This window comes from uncultured Brachyspira sp. (genome assembly GCF_944388875.1).
GTDB lineage: Bacteria > Spirochaetota > Brachyspiria > Brachyspirales > Brachyspiraceae > Brachyspira.
This window is the reverse complement of the sequence record NZ_CALXKQ010000007.1, coordinates 1-20,255: the sequence shown is the minus strand read 5'-3', so window position 1 is coordinate 20,255 and position 20,255 is coordinate 1. Positions and strand designations below refer to the sequence as shown.

Here is a 20,255-nt window from a genome sequence, read left to right as displayed (position 1 = left end):
TAAACGATATAAAATACTTTTATTATAAATAAATCATTTACAAAAATTATATATTAGTTTCGATGTATAGTTATAACTTAAAAAATGACTTTTGAAATAATTCTAATAATAAATTTTAATAAATGTATTGTTTTAAAATACGATTAACTATAATATTGACAAATCAAAAATAAAAATAAAGTTGGTTATAATAATATATGAATAATATTACAGTATACGATAAACCTAGAGAAGAATGCGGAGTTTTCGGCATTTATTCTAAAGATATAAAGAAGGATATATTAAAAACATTGAATTATGCTCTTTATGCACTTCAGCATAGAGGACAGGAAAGTGCAGGAATTACTGTATCCAATTATAAGCATTTATTTACTTATAAGGCTATGGGACTTGTTTCCGATTTGTTCACAAGCAATATTCCAAAAGATACTGAGGGAAATATTGCCATAGGTCATGTAAGATATTCTACTACAGGGGCAAGCAGAATAGAAAATGCTCAGCCTCTTGAAAATCTTTTTAGACTAGGACAAATTGCTATAGCTCATAATGGTAATTTAACAAATGCTGAAGAATTAAGAAATGAATTGGAAGAGGGCGGAGCAACATTCAATGCTACTTCTGATACTGAAGTTATAATCAAACTTATAGCTAGAAAAACAGTAAGCAATTTTATAGAAGGAATAAAAGAAAGCGTTAATATAATAAAAGGTGCATTTGCTCTTGTTATAGTTGTAGACGGAAAACTTATAGGAGTACGTGATCCTTATGGTATAAGACCTTTATGCTTAGGTACTAATTCAAATGGAGATTATTTTTTGTCTTCCGAATCTTGTGCTTTGGATGCGGTTGGTTCTAAATTTGTACGGGATATTGAAGCGGGAGAAATGGTTATAATAGATGATAATGGAGTGCAGTCATTTAAATATTATAACAATAAGGAAATAAAGCATTCTCCTTGTGCTTTTGAACATATATATTTTGCCCGTCCTGAAAGCAATATAGACGGTATTAATGTTTATAATGTAAGATTTCAAACAGGTGTATTGCTTGCCAAGAAAAACACAGTTGATGCGGATATTGTTATTGGTGTTCAGGACTCTGGAACAATAGCTGCTTTAGGATTTTCACAGGAAAGCGGAATTCCTTACAGTATAGGTTTGGTAAAAAATAGATATATAGGAAGAACTTTCATTATGCCTGAGCAGTCTACTAGAGAAGAAACTGTTAAGTTGAAATTTAATCCTTTAAAACATTTGATAGATGGAAAAAGGGTTATACTTATAGATGATTCATTAGTGAGGGGAACAACAAGCAGAATACTTATAGATATTGTAAGACGTGCTGGTGCTAAGGAGGTTCATTTTAAATCTGCTTCTCCTGTTATCAAAAGTCCTTGTTATTACGGTGTTGATATATCTTCTAAAAAAGAGCTTATAGGTGCTAAACTTTCTGTAGAAGAGATTAGAAAGGAAATTAATGCTGATACTTTACAATATCTTACAATAGAGGATATGCTTGAGGCTTTGGGAAATAATAATTATTGTATAGGATGCTTCAGCGGAGAATATCCTACTGAAATACCAAAAAAAGTATCTTCAAATAAAGTATGTTAACATAATACAAATCATTCTGATTGCTATTTTTATTATGAAAAAATTATAATTGACTTTTATTGATAATAAATTTATTATAATAAAAAATATTTAATTGGGCAGGCAATCATTATGAAAATATGCATGAATGAAGAAGAATTAGTTAATTCTCTTATATCAGATAATGATATTATTTATGTAGATTATAAACTTGGTAAGAAAATATCAAATATAAAAAATACAGGTAAAATTGCTTGGGGAGTACTTATAGGCGGTGTTTTGGTTGCAGCTACAGCTATAATATCATCAAAGAAATTAGGAAAAGATAAAGTCTTGATGGCATCTTCAATAGCTGCTGTTCCATCTGCAGGTGTTGCCGTTATATATATAGGACTTCCTTCTACAGTTTCATTGATACAGATTCTTATACATGCATACAAAAAAAATGATGGGATTAGTGGTGCCAAGGATATAGTGTTAAAATTAAGGAATAATTATTATATAGCTGAAAAAGACAGAGAAAAGCTGACATTAAAGAAGACAGCAGGTGAGAAAGTAAAAGAAGTAAAAATCACAGAAATTAAAAAGCCTGAACCTGAAAAAAATAAGAGATAATGATTATTATTAGCTGTGCTTAATAAATTAAAAAAATTCTTGGGTGGGCAGTGCTATGACTATTTTTTACTAAAAAGAAAAACTGCATAAAAATAACTAATTAAATTAAAAATATGAAGGGTGGGAAAATGAAAATAAATTTAAAAATTTTATAACATACCCCGCCCTTATAAATTTTTTGCTTTTACTGAAAATAGCGTTCTAATTAATTTTACTGCCTAATTACAAAAGTGCACCCTCCCTAGCTTTTATTAAATTGAGAATTTTCATTAACGCACGATAAATCAAATTTTTAATATAATATAAATTTGAATTGCAAATAATTATATATTTTTAACTTTATTCTGCGTGCGGTTAGTTAACTATAAATTAAAAAACGCTTGGGTGGGTAGTTAGAATAACAGAATTAATTAAAAAGAAAAATAGCGTAGAAATTGCATATTAAAGCAGAAAATATAAAGGGTGGGAAAATAAAAATAAATTTTAAAATTTTTTAAACATACCCCGCCCTTATAATTTTTTTTGCTTTTATTAAAAATAGAGTTCTAATTAATTTTACTGCCTAATTACAAAAGCACACCCGCCCTAGCTTTTATTAAATTGAGAATTTTCATTAACGCACGTTTAATTAATTATTATATATTGTAAAATTTGAATTATCAATTTTCTTATATTTAAAGTTAATTCAGCGTGCGTACTTATTATTTTTATTTAATACTATGTAATTATTTCTTTATATAATAATAATTATCAGAAGGAAGTTTTCCTCCTATAAGTTTTTTGTCGAAATTGTATAAAAAATTATAGTAACTTTTTAAAGCAAATTTCATTTGTTCTCCGTCATAAAAAGTTAATCCCATCCTGTTTAATCCGTAAACAGCAGCTTTAGGATTGATTATCATTGTGCTGTTTTTTATAAGGTTTTCTATTTCATTTTTGTTATTTAAAATATACTCAGTAGATTTTTTGTATTCGCTTAATACTTCATTTAATAATGTTTTGTTATGATTTATAAAAGTGTCTTTTGCTATAAGTATTGCAACAGGATAATCTTCAATATATTTGGACATTTCAACTACTATATGTACGTTACTATTTTCAATCATTGCCGATGATATAAATGGTTCTGGAAGTATAGCTATATCAGCATTTTCAGAAGCAATCATTTTTGATAAATCAGGATTGCTGAAAGAGTAGCTGATATTAACATTTTGTATATTCTCTTTCGATATTAAATACTGAAGCATCAAATCAGGTGCAGCTAATTTAGTTCCGCAGTAAATGGTTTTATTTTTTAAATCATTTATAGTCTGTATATTCTTATTTGCAGACACTATAAAAAGTTTAGCTTCAGAGATTACGGCTACAGCTTTATACTGCAGCTGTCTGTTGAAAATGATGGCTGCCATATTTGCAGGTATTGCTGCTATATCAGCTTCTCCTTTAACTATCATAGAAAGCATATTATTAGGTGAATTGATTGTTTTTATTTCTATTGATTTATAATCTCTAATCATCTTTAGTCCACCTATCCCAGTAGGACCATTCAATAAATACATGCTATAGGGATAAAGACTGCTTACAAAGATAAATATTAATATAAGTATTTTATTTTTCATTTATACTTCCTATCATTATGTATTTTTAAATTCAAATATATAAATTATTTTCTTTTATATAATTATAAACTTTTTTCTTTACAAAATATCTGAATCCTTTTTTTTCTTTTATTCTTTCTCTAATGAGGCTTGAAGATATATCTATACGCGGAGCCATTATGATTTTTATATTATATTTTTCTATATTTTCTTTGTATAAATTATTATCATTTTCTCGGTTTACAACAGTTATATCTGATATTTCAGCAATCTTTTCAGGTTCTTTCCATTTGTGGAAATCTTTTATTAAATCAGCACCTATTATAAGTCCGACTTTTCCTTGAATATCATAATTATTGTATATGTGATTTAATGTTTTTATCGTATATGAAACAGAATCATTATTAAGTTCATATTCATCTATTATAAATCTTTCATCATCTTCTACAGATAACTTTAGCATATTTAATCTATCCATGTCAGATACTTTTCCGCTTATATTTTTATGAGGTGGTATTTTGGCAGGTATAAACAATACTTTATCATAATTGCAGTTAGTAATAACAGTATCCGCTAATATTAAATGTCCTAAATGAGGCGGATCAAATGTACCTCCGAGCATGGCTATTTTCATTTGCAAAATCCACAATAAAAATTTATTATATTTTAATCTTTTAATTATAATTTTCAATATTTAATTATTTATTATTTAGAAATAAAATTATAAAAAAATTGACATAAAATTAAAAGTAATATATTATATCTACGAATGCTTGGAGGTAGATGAGTCCCGGTGGGCTCCGCGCTCTTCAAAAGCGTTGGATGTCATAGCGACATCGGCAGGTTCAACTCCTGCCTCTTCCGATAAATAAGCGATTATAAAAGTTATAGTATGATTAAATTACTACTAATAATTAATAGTCTCTTATCTTAAATTATATTTTATCTTTTATCTTATTAAAGAGAGAGGCTAACAATGAACGGCAAATTTAACTTAATACAAACCAATACTGTATTAGAACATGAAACTATAAAACCATATTTTAAAATTCTTTCACGCCCAATAGTAGCAGATATCATTCGAGATACACTAGAAAAACTTAGAATAGAAATAAAAAATAAGAATGCGGTATATTCCAGAGAAGATATTATTAAGCTATGCGAGAGAAAAGTAAAACAAAAATCTAATCTTCCCATTAAAAAAGTTATAAATGCTACAGGTACTATTATGCATACCAACTTGGGACGTTCTCCTATAGACAGCGAGGTATGGGATGAGGTTAAAGCATTAAATACAGCAAGCAATAACCTTGAATACAATATAAACAGTGAAGGCAGAGGATTGAGAGGAGAGTTTTTGTATTCTCTTTTAGCTAAATTAACAGGTGCTGAGGATGCTCTAGTTGTTAATAATAATGCTGCTGCTGTATTTTTAATATTAAAAACTTTAGCCAAAGATAAAGAAGTTATTGTGTCAAGGGGAGAGCAGGTTCAAATAGGCGGCGGATTTAGAATACCCGATATACTTAGAGAGGCTGGGGCTAAACTTGTAGAGATAGGTACAACTAATATAGTAATGGTAAAAGATTATGAAGAAGCTTTAACAGAAAATACTGCTATGATACTTAAAGTACATGCATCAAATTTCAAAATTAGAGGATTTGTTAAGCACCCATCATTTAAAAAGATAAGAGACGCTATTCCAAGTAATATACCATTAGTTTATGATGAGGGAGCAGGAATATTCGATGAGAGTATGTCTGAAGAAGAACATATAAAATCTGCCTTAAAAAGCGGTGTGGATTTAGTATGCTTTTCTGGAGATAAAATGTTTTCTAGTGTACAGGCTGGTATTATAGTAGGAAAAAGAGAGTACATATCCAGAATATATAAGCATCCTTTGATGAGAGCTTTCAGATGCGGTAAAACGGTTTTATCTATTTTGGAAAAAAGTGTTATAAAAAGATTAAATTCAACAGGTCAGTTTAAGGGTTATTGCGAAACTTTACTTTCTATTAAACCAGAAATTATAAAACAAAAGGCATTAAAAATTATAGAAAATATCAGCGGATTTGAAGTTGTAGAAGAAACTATAGAAACAGGCGGAGGTGCTATGGCTGACACTTTCTATCCTTCTTATGCTATTAGTTTTAAACCTAAAGATATAAAAACAACTATTAAATTTATGCATAATTTAGATATACCTATTATACCAAAGGTAAAAAAAGATTTTGTTCTTATATATGTTATAACCATTAATGATTATGATATAGAATATGTTAGGGAGGTACTAAAAAAAATTATAGATAGTAATTTATTATAAGAATTATCTTGTTTTTAAGTGGAAAATTAATTCTTTTAAATTTTCTATGTTAAAAATGTATACCAAATTTAATATTTTTTATATAAAAAATATTAAAATAGCATTAACGATTTTATTTATAAAAGTAAAGGAAATACAAGTGAATAGAATTATAGGAACAGCTGGTCATGTTGACCATGGTAAATCTGAATTAATAAAAGCCCTTACAGGTATTGCTATGATGCGTCTGCCTGAAGAAAAGAAAAGAGAAATGACTATAGATTTGGGTTTTGGTTTTTTCAAGCCTAATGATGGTATTACTATAGGTGTTATAGATGTTCCTGGACATGAGAGATTTATAAGAAACATGGTTGCAGGCATGTGGAGTTTAGATTTAGTTATGCTTGTAGTTTGTGCTAATGAAGGCTGGATGAATATGACTGAAGAGCATGCTAAGGTTGCTTTATCACTTGGTATAAGAAATATTATATGCGTAATGAATAAAATTGATTTGGTAGATGAAAATAAACTAAAAGATAGTGAGGAAGATATTAAAAAGAATCTATACAGAATATTTAATAAAGATATAGAAATAGTAAAAGTTTCTGCTATAAATGGTACTAATATAGATTTTTTAAAAGAAAGAATAACAGATATACTTATACATGATAAATATGAAGATGATATAAAAACTCATATTTATGTAGACAGGGTGTTTTCTATAAAAGGTGCGGGACTTACAATTACAGGAAGTATAAAAGGCGGAAATATAAAAAGAGATGATACGTTAATACATTATCCTACAAAGAGAGAAGTTTCTATAAGAAATATACAATCTTATCATGAGGATAGGGAGATTGTATATGCTACTTCTCGTATTGCTATAAATTTAAAAAATATAAAAAAAGAAGAGATAAGAAGAGGTCATCTATTATGCGATAAAGATGAAACAGTATTTTTGACTGATGAAATTATATTAGAGCTTGTTCATAACAGTGATGTGGAATATTTAAAAAAGATTAAGAATGCTGAGTTTGCTATTGGTACAGAATGTTTGGTTGCTCAGATTATACCTATGTATAAAAAAGCTGTTTATAATGAATCTGATAAAAAGGTAAAAACAGAGGTTGATATTAGAGAGATAGATGATAGATTTATAAGATTGAAATTTGATGAACCTATATCAGTATTTTGGAAAGAGAGGGGTATATTAATAAGTCATGGCGGAAGTGCCATAATAGGAACAGGAGATATATTCTGGGGTAGCAAAACAACTCCTCAAATTAGAAAAAGTATAATGGATAATGCCCATGATTTTTTAGGTAAAGTAAAAAGGAATAAGTATACAGATTTAGTTATGTCTGTAAACGGATATTCAATTGCAAATGGCAGTCTGCCTGAATATGCTATTAAATTGTCAAATTTTTTTGTTAAAAAAGATTATTTAAACAATCTTCTGGAAGAAGCTAAAAAATTAATAGAAAATAAAAAAGACGGCTTTTCTTTTGAAGATATAAGAAATCATCTTAATATAGATAATGCATTTACTAAGCCTTTTATAGATCATTTAATTCAAAATAAAATTATAATGCCTTTTAATAATATATATAAAAAATATACTCAAAGTGTTGAGCTTACAAATTCTCAAAAACAGCTTCTTGAGAAATTGAAAAAAGAAGATTTAAATGGTTTAGATGAAAAGGCAATAAAAACATTTCCTAATGGAATAAAGGATATAAAAGTGTTATCAGCTTTAAAACAAGCTATGTATCTTGAGGAGGGAATATATTATCATATAGATGTTTATAACAGAGTTAAGAATTTAATTATGAAAAATTCTAAGCCTAAAGATATTATTACAATAGCTTTCGTAAAAGAAAAAACAGGACTTTCGAGAAAATATGTTATACCTTTATTGAATGCTTTAGAGAGAGAAAAATTACTAAAACGTCAAGGTAATGATAGAATAGTTATTTGATACTTGATATTATATTTTTTTATAGTAAAATATTAACAGATGTCGATATTTTATACAATAGAAACTGTATAAAACAAAGGATAAAAAAATGAAAAAATTTTTTTCTATTGCATTTATGTTGGTATTATATTCTAGTTTGTTTTCTCAAAATAGATTAACATTTCCAGAATATATAGAAGACTTACAGGAAAAGTCGCCAAAAAAATCTATAGAATGGTTTAGGCAAAATGCATACAGCGAAGAATACGGAGTTAATGAGTATGTTTTTGATTTTTATAGGGGAGTAAGCAGATATTTATCATTTATAAAATTTAAAGCTGCTAGAACAGAAGTTAACAGAGCTGCAAGCGATTTCAGACAGGCTTTAGAATTGCCTAATGATCCTATTTATTCATATAAAGACAGAGCATTCTTATATATAGGCGGTATACTTACAGTTTTACCGGGCGATAAAGAACTCCCTGCTAGAATATTCAAATATTATGCTGATAATTGTAAAACATCTAATCCTAATTATGCAACTTCTATATATTGGAGTATGTATTTAAGCTACATTACTCCTAAAGTTTATGAGAGCTATTATAAAACATTGATGATACTTTCAAGAAATCCTGATAATGTTATACATGATTATTTTTCAGGTGAAAATAAAACTATAAATGAAATGATAAAAAATTTAAAATCGCCTACAAATATGCAGCAGAAAGTTTATGAATGGACTACATCTGATATGGATGTATACACTCTTATAAAGAACTCTATTCCAGTGCTTCCAGAAGAAGAGGGACTTAAAGTTTATACAGAACAGAAATTTGCCGTTTTTGACAGATATTCTCCTGCAAAAGAAATTGAAGATATAGAAAAAGATATAATAGAAGAGGGAGATACTCTTCCTCCTGAAAATGAAAAACTTGGAGAGCTTCAGGATATAGCCAGACAAGAAAAAACTCCTGAAAATGCATCAAATAGAAAAATCTTATCAATAGAAAAAGAGATAGTTGATGAAATAGTCATAGAAGATCCTGAAATTATAGAGTATGAAACTAGCGTATTAAAAGAAACAAGTACTAATAATAACATGATAAATAATAATAGTGAAAATGAGGAAGAGAAAAAAGAAGAAAAAGTATTGTATCCTTTGACTATTCTAATAGATAAAAATCCTAATAATGGAGCTATAGCTGTAGATATAGAGGATTATTCATTTGAAACGGAGATTTCTACTAATTTTGTTATTGAAGTGTCTGAAGGACAATATGAGGCTTATATATCTTTTGCTGATAAATTGTATACTAATAATGTAAAAGTAGAGAAAGACAAATATAATTTATTTTCTATAATCATTAAGGACGAAACTAAAAAAGATGATGAAAATAATAAAAGTTTAGAAAATATAGAAAGCATAGAGGAAGATATTAAAGAAGATATAGATGAAGTTTTATTAGAGGAAGAGAAAAAAGAAGAAGACATTTCTTTAATGGTTGGAAAAGAGAATATACCTGCCAATAAATATGACGGAAATGCAGAAAATACAAGAAACATAATAAGAGAAGTTTTGTCAAGACCGCCTAAAGTAGCTACTGAGTGGTTTAATACTAATCCTTATAATGAATATATGGGAATTTCTGTTGAGGAGTACGCTTATTATAGAGGAGTTTCATATTATTCGAGATTTTTAAGTGAAGGAAGAAGGTCTGCCGTATTTGCTTCTCAGGCTAAGTCTGATTTAACTTTTGCTTATAATAAAAAAGATAATTCAAATCTTTTAATGAGAACAAGACTTTATTTAGGAGCTGTTAATTTATTTGCTTATAATAATTTGTACGAGGCTGACAAAATGTTTGCTGAAGTGGGTTCATCTCTTACGGAGAATGACAGATATTATGCTACAGTTCTTTATTGGAGAAGCAGAATAGGTACTGCTGGTGAAACTGATATAAATAATTTTATTACTATTCTATCTTCAAAACCTGCAAATACTCAAATATTGGATTATTCTTCTACTGTATTTAAGGATTTATCATCAATGCCTTCTTATAAAGAAAATATAAAAGGTATTAGAGCAGTAGATAGTGTTAAGCCTTTATATGAGCCTCCAAAAAATGCTGTAAAAAGCGGAAGTACAAAAACGGAAGAAGTATTAAAATAATAATCAATAGGATAGTTTAGATGTTGGATATAAAAAAGCCTAGAGGCACTAATGATTTTTTCTATGATTCATCTAAAAGATTGGAGTTTATAGAAAATAAAATAAAAAATATAGTTAAACTTTATGGGTATGGAAGAATAAGGACACCTTTGTTTGAATATACTGATCTTTTTACTAGAGGGATAGGAGAGGGTACTGATATTGTAGGAAAAGAAATGTTTACCTTTGAAGATAGGGGAGGGCGTTCTCTTACTTTAAGACCTGAAGGTACGGCATCTGTGGCACGTGCTTATGTTGAAAATTCTATGCAAAATGAGTTTGCTGTAAATAAATTATTTTATTTAGGTACTATGTATAGGGCAGAGCGTCCGCAGAAGGGAAGATACAGAGAGTTCAATCAATTCGGTGTTGAATGTATAGGAGGTTCTTCTCCCTTAATAGATGCTGAAATTATACTTCTTAATATAAATGTATTAAAAGAGTTTGGTATTAATAATGTAAATCTTTTAATAAATACTGTAGGATGTTCAAAATGTAAGAGTGCTTATAATAATGCTTTGAAAGAGGCTATAGGAAGTAAAAAAGAAGAGCTTTGCGAAACTTGTCAGAAAAGATATGAAGGGAATATATTAAGAATATTAGACTGCAAAAATGAAAAATGCAAAGAAACAATTAAAGATATACCAAAGTTTTATGATTATGTATGCGATGAATGTAAGGAGCATTTCGATAAATTATGCGAAGAGCTTACAAGAATAGGACAGAATTTCACTGTAGATCACATGCTTGTAAGGGGATTAGATTATTATACAAAAACCGCTTTTGAAGTTCAGACTAATGCTTTAGGTTCTCAAAGTGCTATACTTGGAGGCGGAAGATATGATAATTTAATTGGGCTTTTCAATAATGGAAAGGATGTACCTGCTGTTGGAAGTGCTATGGGTATTGAAAGACTTTTGCTTGTGCTTGAGAATCAGGATAATATTATAACTGACAGGCTTGATGCTTTTATTGTATCGTTTAAAGAAACTGAAAATGAGGTATTAAAAGTAATGCAGTCATTAAGAGCAAATAATATAAGCTGCGATTATGATTTTACTGGAAAATCTGTTAAAAACCAATTTAAATCTGCAAATAAGAGAAATGCAAGATATGCTGTTATTCTTGGGGAGGATGAGTTTAGAAGAGGAATGTGTAAATTAAAAAATATGGACAGTTCAGAAGAGAAAGAAGTGTCTATAAATGATATACATTCAAATATATTACATATAGATTGATTATTTGTTTTATAGATGATATTGAAATAACAAAGTTTAAGAGCGTTTTATTATGAAGAAAATATTTATTATATTAATTATACTTGCTGCTGTAATATCAGCTTCATCAGTTTTTCTTTTTCAATATATGATTAGTCCTGTTGGAGGAGATAAAGAGAAAGTTTATTTTGAGGTAAAGCAGGGAGAAGGTGCTTCTGCAATAGCAAATAGATTGGAGCTGCAGGGATTGATTAGAAACTCAAAAATATTCCTAGCTCTTGCTAAATATCTTAAATATGATAGAAAACTTTTAAGCGGATATTATGAAATCAGCAGAGATATGAATATGATAGATATAATGAAACGTATTAACAGCGGTAAACAAGCTATGGCTAGATTTACTATTGCTGAAGGTAAAAATATATATGAAATAGCTAATTATTTAGAAGCTGAAGGTTTTACTACAAAGAAAGAGTTTTTAGAAGTATGCCATGATAAAGAAATATTAGAAAAATACAATATTCCTTCTGACAGTGTTGAAGGTTATATATTTCCTTCTACATACTATATTGTCAAAGGAAATCCTACAAAAGTATTAGTTACATATATGATAGATTCTTTATTTAAAGAATTTCCTGATTTGGAAGAGAGGGCAAAAAAGATAGGGAGAACTGTGCATGAGGTATTGACTATGGCTTCTATAGTGGAAAAAGAGATGGGACCTTTGGATGATCCAAAACTTATATCTTCAGTATACTATAACAGGTTAAATATTGATAAAAGGCTTGAAGCTGATCCTACTACTATATATGCTATGACTTTAGTTAAAGGCGATTATATAGAGAAACCGAATTTAAGATATGATGATTTAAGAATGGTTCATCCTTATAATACATACAAAAATACTGGGCTTCCTCCAGGACCTATATGTTCTGCAGGTGCCAGAGCCATAGAGGCAGCATTGAATCCTGCTGATACTGATTATATTTTCTTTGTTGCTGACGGTACAGGAAAGCATGCTTTTTCTGTTACCTATGAAGAGCATGTTGAAAATATTAATAGATACATTTTCAAAAAGTAAATTGGATAACATATAATGTTTTACTCAATAATAGAAAAATCCAGAGATATATGGTACATGTCTAATGATTGTAAAATAAAGTATTTTATCAGCTATATTGAAAAAAAAAATAAATTAAGAAATATTCAAATAGATGCAATAAAAACTTATTTATTTTTAAAAATAGAATGCCGCAATAGACCATTATGGGAATTATTTTTTGAAGGTAAATTTAATAATATATTAAATATTGAAGATATAGAATTGAAAGAAGATTTCAGGAAATATCTTTTAACCAATCCTTCTGGTCTTTCATTGTATCAATATGCTTTATTTCAAAAAGATATCAAAGAAAAAAATAATTTAGAAAATGAAATCAAAAAAAATTATAAATATTTAGATTATAAAAAAATTTTTCAGGAAATATTTTACAAAATAGATTATACAGATTATTTATTTAGTTTGCCTATGGGAGCAGGTAAAACATTTTTAATGGCATGCTTTATATATATAGATTTATATTTTGCTATAAATGAACCTGATAATAAAATATTTTCTCATAATTTTTTAATATTAGCACCATCAGGATTAAAAAGCTCTATCATACCAAGTCTTAAAACTATAGAAAATTTTGATGTATCTTGGTTAATACCAGAACCTTCTGCAAGTAAGGTAAAAAAATTAATTAAATTTGAAATTTTAGATGAAAATAAATCATCAACTAAAAGTAATAAAATTATAAATCCTAATGCAAGAAAAATAACTTATTATGAACCTTTAAATGAATTATCAGGATTAATAGCTATTACTAATGCTGAAAAAGTAATTTTGAACAAATTGGATAAAAGCAAATATAAATTAGATTTTAATGAATCTTATAAAGAAGAATATAATGCTGCCAATGAATTAAGAGCAGTTATAGGAAAAATACCAAATCTTTCTATATACATAGATGAAGTGCATCATGCTGTAGATGAAGATATAAAATTAAGATATGTTGTTAATAATTGGACTTCTAATGGAACTATTAATTCTGTTATAGGTTTTTCTGGTACTCCATATATAAATAAGAGTGAAAAAATAGAGATATCTAACTCTTTTTTTATTAACAGCAAAGAAATAACAAATACTGTCTACTATTATCCTTTACATAAAGGAATAGGAAATTTCTTGAAAGTTCCTAAAGTAGAAATATCTAGTTCTAATGATAGACTTGATATAATAGATAATGCATTAAGAAAATTTTTAGATGAATATAAAGATAAGGTTTATAGTGATGGAACAATAGCAAAACTTGCTATTTACTGTGGAAGTATAGAAGTTTTAGAAGAAATTATATATCCAAAAGTTATTGAAATTTTAAATGAATATAATATTGATAGTAATGAAGTTATATTAAAATATCATAAAGGTAATAAAAATTATAAAGAACCTGAAAATTCTCAGATGGAATTTAATCTTTTAGATAATCCTATTTCTAAGAAACGTATTATTTTATTAGTGCAAATTGGTAAAGAAGGTTGGGATTGTAAAAGTTTGACAGGCGTTGTTTTATCTCAAAAAAAGGACTGTCCTGAAAATATGGTTCTTCAAACCAGCTGCAGATGTTTAAGACAAATTAATAAAAATGAAGAAGAAACAGCATTGATATATTTAAATAAAGAAAATGCCCAAATATTAAAAAGTCAGCTGTCTAAAGAACATCATATAAGTATAAATGAATTTCAGACCTCTAATAGATATTTAAATGAAATAACAGTTAAACGTTATAATAGAATGGATAAAATTAAAATTCCACCTATAGATTTTTATCAGTTATCTGTGAGTTATGATATATCTGAATTAGAAAAAAAAGATACAAAAAAATTAATATTAAACTCATATAACAATTGTAGCCATTATCATACAGTGGAAACTTCAGATTTTTCTTTTAAAGAAGTAAGTACGCATATTATAAAAAAAGAAAATACTAAAAATGCTGATTTGAATTTATGGATTTATAATATATCTAAAAAAAGTTTTAATGTTTTATCTATTGAAAAATTAATGTATTATTATAATGAATTAAAAGAAGTATTTGATAATATTACTATTATAAAAAATGATAATTTATATTTCAAGGCTGATTATGATATAAACAAAGTAGAATCTAATATTATTAAAAGTTTCTTTGATAAAAGGAAATTGATATCAAAAGAAGAAATAATTAAAGAAGAAGCTCAGCTTCTTATAGTTAAGAATTTTACCTCAGAATTAAAAACGGATAGTTTTGATAATTTACTTCCTCATAATAATGAAGAGATAGAAAAAATTATTTATGAAGATAATAATGAATTAGTTTTGACAGAAAAAGATAAACAATTAATAGAGGAGTTAAAGAAAACAGGAAATGCTGATATAGCTAAGTTAATGGAAAATAAAAAAACACCTCATAAATATAAAGATAAAACTTATCATTATATACCATATAAAACTGACAGTAGATTTGAAATAAAATTCTTTAATATGATTGTTTCATTGGATATATTTCATTCTTATAATTTAGAAATATATTATAATGGAGATGATATTTTAACAGATTTTAAAATAAAAACATATAAAAAAACTGACAATAACTGGAAATATATTGGCTTGTATGTACCTGATTTTTTGATAATTAAAAGAGAAAATTCTGAAATCAAAAAAATACTCATAGCAGAAACTAAAGGAGAAATATATTCATATTCTTTTAATGATAAAAAAGAATTTATGAAAGAGTTTATTATCAATAATAATAAAAAATTTAATTATAATAGATTTGAATTTTTATATTTGGAAGATAGTATGAAAGATGATGAATTAAAAAATAATATAATAGAAAAAATTCAAGTATTTTTTGGGGAGAATAATTAATGCCTGTAAAGTATATACCTTATTATCCAGACCCTATAGAAGGTCAGGCTATTTTAGATAATTTTTCAAGAACATTAAAATATAAAGATAGTTATGAAGTAAAAAATAAATTAAAAAGAGGTATGCCTTTTTATGAATTAGAAAAAATTGAACAGGTAGGCAGCAATAAAAATAATAATATGCTTATACGAGGAGAATGTTTATCAGCCTGTGCATATTTGAAAGATAAAAATATTAAAGTTGATTTAGTATATATAGATCCTCCTTTTGCAAGCGGAGCTAATTATGCTAAAAAAATATATTTAAGACAAAATCCTAAAATAGCAGAAAAAGAACAAGAATTGAAAAATTGCAAAGAATTAGATTTAGAAGATGTAAGAGAATTTGAAGAAAATATGTACGGTGATATATGGCGTAAAGAGGATTATTTAAATTGGATGTATGAAAACCTAAGTGCTATAAAAAGCATTATGAGTGATACCGCTTCTATATATGTTCATTTAGATAATAAGATGATATTTTATGTAAAAATATTAATGGATGAAATTTTCGGTGAGACTTTTTTTAAATCTATGATAACTTGGGATACAACTCTTTCTACTATTGGATTTAAAGCGTTAACTGATAATTGGATATATACATCAAATTATATATTGTTTTATACCAAAAGTTATGAATATATATTTAATAAGGAGTTAAAAAATACATTAAGTTATTCTATTGATAATAATGGATTATGGCAAGTTACTGGGATTAATAAAACTAAAAAAAGAATTCCAATATCAGATATTTGGACAGATATGCCTGGTTTAGGATCATCTTTTGCAGTTAATACTCAATCCGTAAATTATGCTACACAAAAACCTGAGACTTTATTAGAAAGGATTATAAAAGCATCTTCCAATGAGAATATGATTGTAGCTGATTTCTTTGGAGGAAGTGGGGTTACTGCCGATGTAGCAAATAAACTCAATAGAAGATTTATACATGTGGATGTTGGAATAAACAGCATACAAACGGCTAGAGATAGACTTATAGAAGATAAAGCAGAATTTGATATTTTAGAAATTAAAGACGGAGTTTCTTTATATAGAAATCCGCAGCAGACTATGGATAAATTAAAGGCATTGATTAATGGAGTTATAGAAGAAAATACTTTAGATGATTTTTGGTTTGGTGCTATAATGGATTCTAAAAATGGACTTGTTCCTATATATGTTCCTAATCTTATTGACAGTTCTTTCAAAATTATGGATTTAACTTTAATAAAAGAAATTGTATATAAACATATTCCTAATCTGTCTAATGATATAAAAAAAGTTATTATTTATTATATTGATGTTGAAGATTTTGAGGATATTAACAAGTTTATAAAAGAAGATAATTCTACTTTAGTGGAAATTGAGTTTAAAGATTTAAAAGAATATTTAGATGATATTGTTGCTGAGGATTATGCTGAGTATACTATAAATAAAGTTTCTAAAGATTTATCAGGAGCAGAATATCAAATTTCTATAGAAAAATTTATTAGCGACCGTGTAATTCAAAAAATAGAAAAATATAATCAAAATATCATTAATCAATCTACTAAAAGTGATAAAAAAATATCTCCTATAAATATTAGCGGTAATGGACTAGAATTAATAGAATATATTTCTATTGACTGCAGTAATGATAATGGATTTTGGAAAAGCGATACTGAAATAAAAATAGATAAAGACAGTAAAGTTATATTAAATGGAAAAAAGACAAAAGAATACTGGAATGGAAAAATTAATTCTATCGATAAACCTTTAAGAATGAAGATTAGAAATATTTGTGGAGATGAGAATATATATATACTATAATTAGTAGTATTTTATTTGCCTTTGCCTTTACATACTCTGTTTGAAACTTCATCAAAACCTTCTTCTATAGTTAATCCCCAATCGGTTTTGATTTTATACCATTCACGCACATATTCGCATTGATAATCCTCATTGGGAGGCAGCCATTCAACAGGAGATTTATCCCCTTTTGAACGGTTTGCACCTTTTGATACAGCTACTAAATGATTCTCATTTTTTAAATAATTGTAGTATTCATTTTTCTTTTCTTTACTCCAATTACTAGCACCACTTGAATATGCATTTTTTAAAGGAACTAAATGATCTATATCTAAATCTTTTGGGTCTGTGAAATATTTTCCAGTGAATTTATCATACCATTTACCTGATACAACCCTATTATTTGATATTACAGGTTTAATTAATGATTCTCTAGCAAGTACCTCATGCCTAGTGTTAAGTCCGTCATCATCTTCGTCAATCCAATTTCCCCAATCATCTCTGTTATATCTGCTGATTGATTTTTTTTCAGTTTTTGTAATTTCTTTTTTATTGTATATATTGTTATAATAGTAGTATCCTAAAGCAATTATAAGAATAATTATAATTAATAAAGGTGATGATTTTTTCTTTCTTCTAGCCATAATATTTTTTATTTAATTTTAATTAAAATTTGATATATAATTTATCATACTATATAAATTATAATATGTCAATATTATAATACAATTAAATCTGTAGGAGTATCATTCATAGAAACTCCTCCGTCCTTAGTAACTATTACCATATTTTCTATTCTGACGCCGCCTAAATTAGGTACATATATACCAGGCTCTACGGTAACAATACATCCTCCGTCAAGTATATGATCAACTAAAGGTGAAAGTCTAGGAGATTCATGTATTTCAAGTCCCACACTGTGTCCTAATCCATGACCGAAATACTGTCCGTATCCATTGTTTTTTATAGTTTCTCTGGCTGCAGAATCAACCTCTTTTCCAGATACTCCTGAATGTATTGCTTCTATTCCTTTTTTATGTGCCTCTCTTACTATATTGTATATTTTGCTCATTTCATCAAAATGTTCTCCCTTACCAAAGAAAAAAGTTCTAGTGATATCGCTTTTATATCCATCTTTTGATAATCCGAAATCCATTAATATATTGTCGCCAAGTTTTAATTTTCTATCAGAAGGCACACCATGAGGCAAAGAGGTTCTATCTCCGAAAAGTAAAATAGTATCAAAGGCAGTTTTATCTCCTCCTTCTTTACGCATCTGATATTCCAGTTCAGCTGCTAATTCCTGTTCTCTTATTCCTTCTTTTACAAATGCGAGCATTTTTGTCATTGCTTTTTCTGCTCTATTTAAATTATCTTTTATTATTTTTATTTCTTCTTTTTCTTTTACATTGCGTATTGTATCTATATTAGCTTTGCTTATTCCTATTTTAATAGAGCTGCTAATCATAGCAGATACTATTGCTTCATAATCAGCTAAATAAAGACCATTTTTAGCTACAGATACATCATTTATATTATTTTCTTTACAGAACTCTGCCAAAGCATCAGCATAAGAAGTTGCTACAAGTATAACGGTAGTTTTATGTGTAACTTTAACAGCATGTTCGCAGTATCTGGAATCAACAAATAGATATTTCCTGCCATTACTTATAAGAAGCCATCCTGCAGTTCCTTTAAAGCCTGTAAGATAAAATATATTTTCATTTTTGGTTATAAGCAGATTTTCATTTGTTAATTTTAATAGTCTTTCCAGTCTGGCATCATAATCAAATTTTTTATTTTCTCCGCTTTCGTTTAATGTCAATTTGCACATTTTCAAACTCCGTTATTTCTTTTTTTGTATAGATACTAAATGAGCCAAAGCCAGTACATAGCTATTCTCTCCCAATCCCGTAATGACACCCAATGCTATATCTGATAAATAGCTTTTATTTCTAAAATCTTCTCTAGCATAAATATTGCTCATGTGAACTTCTATAAACGGTATATTAGTTGATAAAAATGCATCCCTTATTGCTATAGAAGTATGAGCATAAGCTCCTGCATTTATTATTATATAATTTATATTCTCATCATAAGCTCTATGTATTCTGTCAATTATAGCACCCTCATGATTGGACTGAAAAAATGACACTTTAGCATTTCCTACAGCAGCCTCTTTGATTTTATTTTCAATATCACCTAATGTAATATTGCCAAAAATTTTTGTTTGTGCTGCTCCAAACATATTGGTATTAGGACCATTTATAACTAATATATTCATATAAGCCTTTAATAGAAATTTTATTTTTTACTATAATATACCTATTGCAAAAAAAATCAAATATGGAGTCTGTATTATGTTAATATAAAATCATTTTCTATATAATTAGTTTTATTAGACTTGTTTCAAAAGTACTTGTAAAATCAATTACAAAAATTATTTATTTTTATTAAATTCATAATTTTCATTAACGCACGCTAAACTAAATTTTTAATATAAATAAAAATTTGAATTGTAAATAAATATATATTTTTAATTTTGTTCTGCGTGCGGGAGGTTAACAATAAATTTAAAAAATACTTGGGCGGGCAGTGCTTTAACTATTTTAAATAAAAAGAAAAAACTTATAAAAATTATAAATTAGATTGAAAACCTAGAGGGCGGGCAAATGTAAGTAAATTTTAAAATTTTATAACATATCCCACCCTTATAAATTTACTGCTTTTATTAAAAATAGTATTCTAATTAATTTTGCTGTCTAATTACAAAAGCACACCCTCCCTAGTTTTTATTAAATTTATAATTTCGATTAACGCACGCTAAACTAAATTTTTAATATAAATAAAAATTTGAATTTCAAATAAATATATATTTTTAATTTTGTTCTGCGTGCGGGAGGTTAACAGTAAATTTAAAAAATACTTGGGCGGGCAGTGCTTTAACTATTTTAAATAAAAAGAAAAAACTTATAAAAATTATAAAT

The 20,255-nt window shown here is 27.3% G+C and carries 14 protein-coding genes and 1 tRNA gene; 10 read left to right on the top strand and 5 right to left on the bottom strand.

What is annotated here, in order from left to right; all coding sequences use genetic code 11:
* The first annotated feature begins 197 nt into the window (after window positions 1–197).
* The gene (gene purF / locus Q0J69_RS06320) at window positions 198–1,613 is read left to right on the top strand and encodes an amidophosphoribosyltransferase (RefSeq protein WP_297205200.1); all 1,416 of its coding nucleotides are present in this window, start codon (window positions 198–200) and stop codon (window positions 1,611–1,613) included.
* 111 nt (window positions 1,614–1,724) lie between these two features.
* Window positions 1,725–2,207, top strand: coding sequence for a hypothetical protein (locus Q0J69_RS06315; RefSeq protein WP_297205198.1), 483 nt, complete (start codon window positions 1,725–1,727; stop codon window positions 2,205–2,207).
* 725 nt (window positions 2,208–2,932) lie between these two features.
* Here Q0J69_RS06315 and Q0J69_RS06310 read toward each other — a convergent pair.
* Both Q0J69_RS06310 and nadD read right to left on the bottom strand, forming a co-directional pair.
* A complete protein-coding gene (locus Q0J69_RS06310; RefSeq protein ID WP_297205196.1) occupies window positions 2,933–3,826 on the bottom strand; it encodes an ABC transporter substrate-binding protein in 894 nt (297 codons plus the stop codon).
* Between the two features lie 31 nt (window positions 3,827–3,857).
* The gene (gene nadD, locus Q0J69_RS06305; RefSeq protein ID WP_297205194.1) at window positions 3,858–4,439 is read right to left on the bottom strand and encodes a nicotinate (nicotinamide) nucleotide adenylyltransferase; all 582 of its coding nucleotides are present in this window, start codon (window positions 4,437–4,439) and stop codon (window positions 3,858–3,860) included.
* A 141-nt stretch (window positions 4,440–4,580) separates the two neighbouring features.
* On the opposite strand from nadD, the gene Q0J69_RS06300 reads away from it, so the two are divergent.
* The 8 genes from Q0J69_RS06300 (at window position 4,581) to Q0J69_RS06265 (ending at window position 17,289) form a co-directional block, all read left to right on the top strand.
* Window positions 4,581–4,670: transfer RNA gene (locus tag Q0J69_RS06300), tRNA-Sec, on the top strand.
* A 111-nt stretch (window positions 4,671–4,781) separates the two neighbouring features.
* Window positions 4,782–6,128 carry an L-seryl-tRNA(Sec) selenium transferase gene (gene selA / locus Q0J69_RS06295; protein ID WP_297205191.1) on the top strand — a complete coding sequence of 449 codons (1,347 nt, stop codon included), beginning with the start codon at window positions 4,782–4,784 and terminating at the stop codon, window positions 6,126–6,128.
* A 139-nt stretch (window positions 6,129–6,267) separates the two neighbouring features.
* On the top strand, window positions 6,268–8,085 hold the full coding sequence (selB, locus tag Q0J69_RS06290; protein WP_297205189.1) for a selenocysteine-specific translation elongation factor: 1,818 nt from the start codon (window positions 6,268–6,270) through the stop codon (window positions 8,083–8,085).
* An 88-nt stretch (window positions 8,086–8,173) separates the two neighbouring features.
* On the top strand, window positions 8,174–10,234 hold the full coding sequence (locus tag Q0J69_RS06285; RefSeq protein ID WP_297205187.1) for a hypothetical protein: 2,061 nt from the start codon (window positions 8,174–8,176) through the stop codon (window positions 10,232–10,234).
* A gap of 20 nt (window positions 10,235–10,254) precedes the next feature.
* Entirely contained in the window at window positions 10,255–11,511 is a 1,257-nt protein-coding gene (gene hisS / locus Q0J69_RS06280) for a histidine--tRNA ligase (RefSeq protein ID WP_297205185.1), read from the top strand.
* A gap of 52 nt (window positions 11,512–11,563) precedes the next feature.
* Entirely contained in the window at window positions 11,564–12,571 is a 1,008-nt protein-coding gene (mltG, locus tag Q0J69_RS06275) for an endolytic transglycosylase MltG (protein WP_297205184.1), read from the top strand.
* A gap of 15 nt (window positions 12,572–12,586) precedes the next feature.
* Window positions 12,587–15,442, top strand: a complete 2,856-nt coding sequence (locus tag Q0J69_RS06270; RefSeq protein ID WP_297205182.1) for a DEAD/DEAH box helicase family protein — start codon at window positions 12,587–12,589, stop codon at window positions 15,440–15,442.
* Complete coding sequence (locus Q0J69_RS06265) at window positions 15,442–17,289, top strand: site-specific DNA-methyltransferase (RefSeq protein ID WP_297205180.1); 1,848 nt, start codon at window positions 15,442–15,444, stop codon at window positions 17,287–17,289. The genes Q0J69_RS06270 and Q0J69_RS06265 overlap by 1 nt, the downstream gene beginning before the upstream one ends.
* Before the next feature lie 11 nt (window positions 17,290–17,300).
* Here the strand turns inward: Q0J69_RS06265 and Q0J69_RS06260 are convergent, their stop codons facing one another.
* From Q0J69_RS06260 to aroQ, 3 genes are all read right to left on the bottom strand, one after another.
* Window positions 17,301–17,912: an HNH endonuclease family protein gene (locus Q0J69_RS06260; RefSeq protein WP_297205177.1), complete on the bottom strand. Its 612-nt coding sequence runs from the start codon at window positions 17,910–17,912 to the stop codon at window positions 17,301–17,303.
* A gap of 74 nt (window positions 17,913–17,986) precedes the next feature.
* Window positions 17,987–19,102: an aminopeptidase P family protein gene (locus Q0J69_RS06255; RefSeq protein WP_297205175.1), complete on the bottom strand. Its 1,116-nt coding sequence runs from the start codon at window positions 19,100–19,102 to the stop codon at window positions 17,987–17,989.
* A 12-nt stretch (window positions 19,103–19,114) separates the two neighbouring features.
* On the bottom strand, window positions 19,115–19,552 hold the full coding sequence (aroQ, locus tag Q0J69_RS06250; RefSeq protein ID WP_297205173.1) for a type II 3-dehydroquinate dehydratase: 438 nt from the start codon (window positions 19,550–19,552) through the stop codon (window positions 19,115–19,117).
* Window positions 19,553–20,255: the final 703 nt, after the last annotated feature.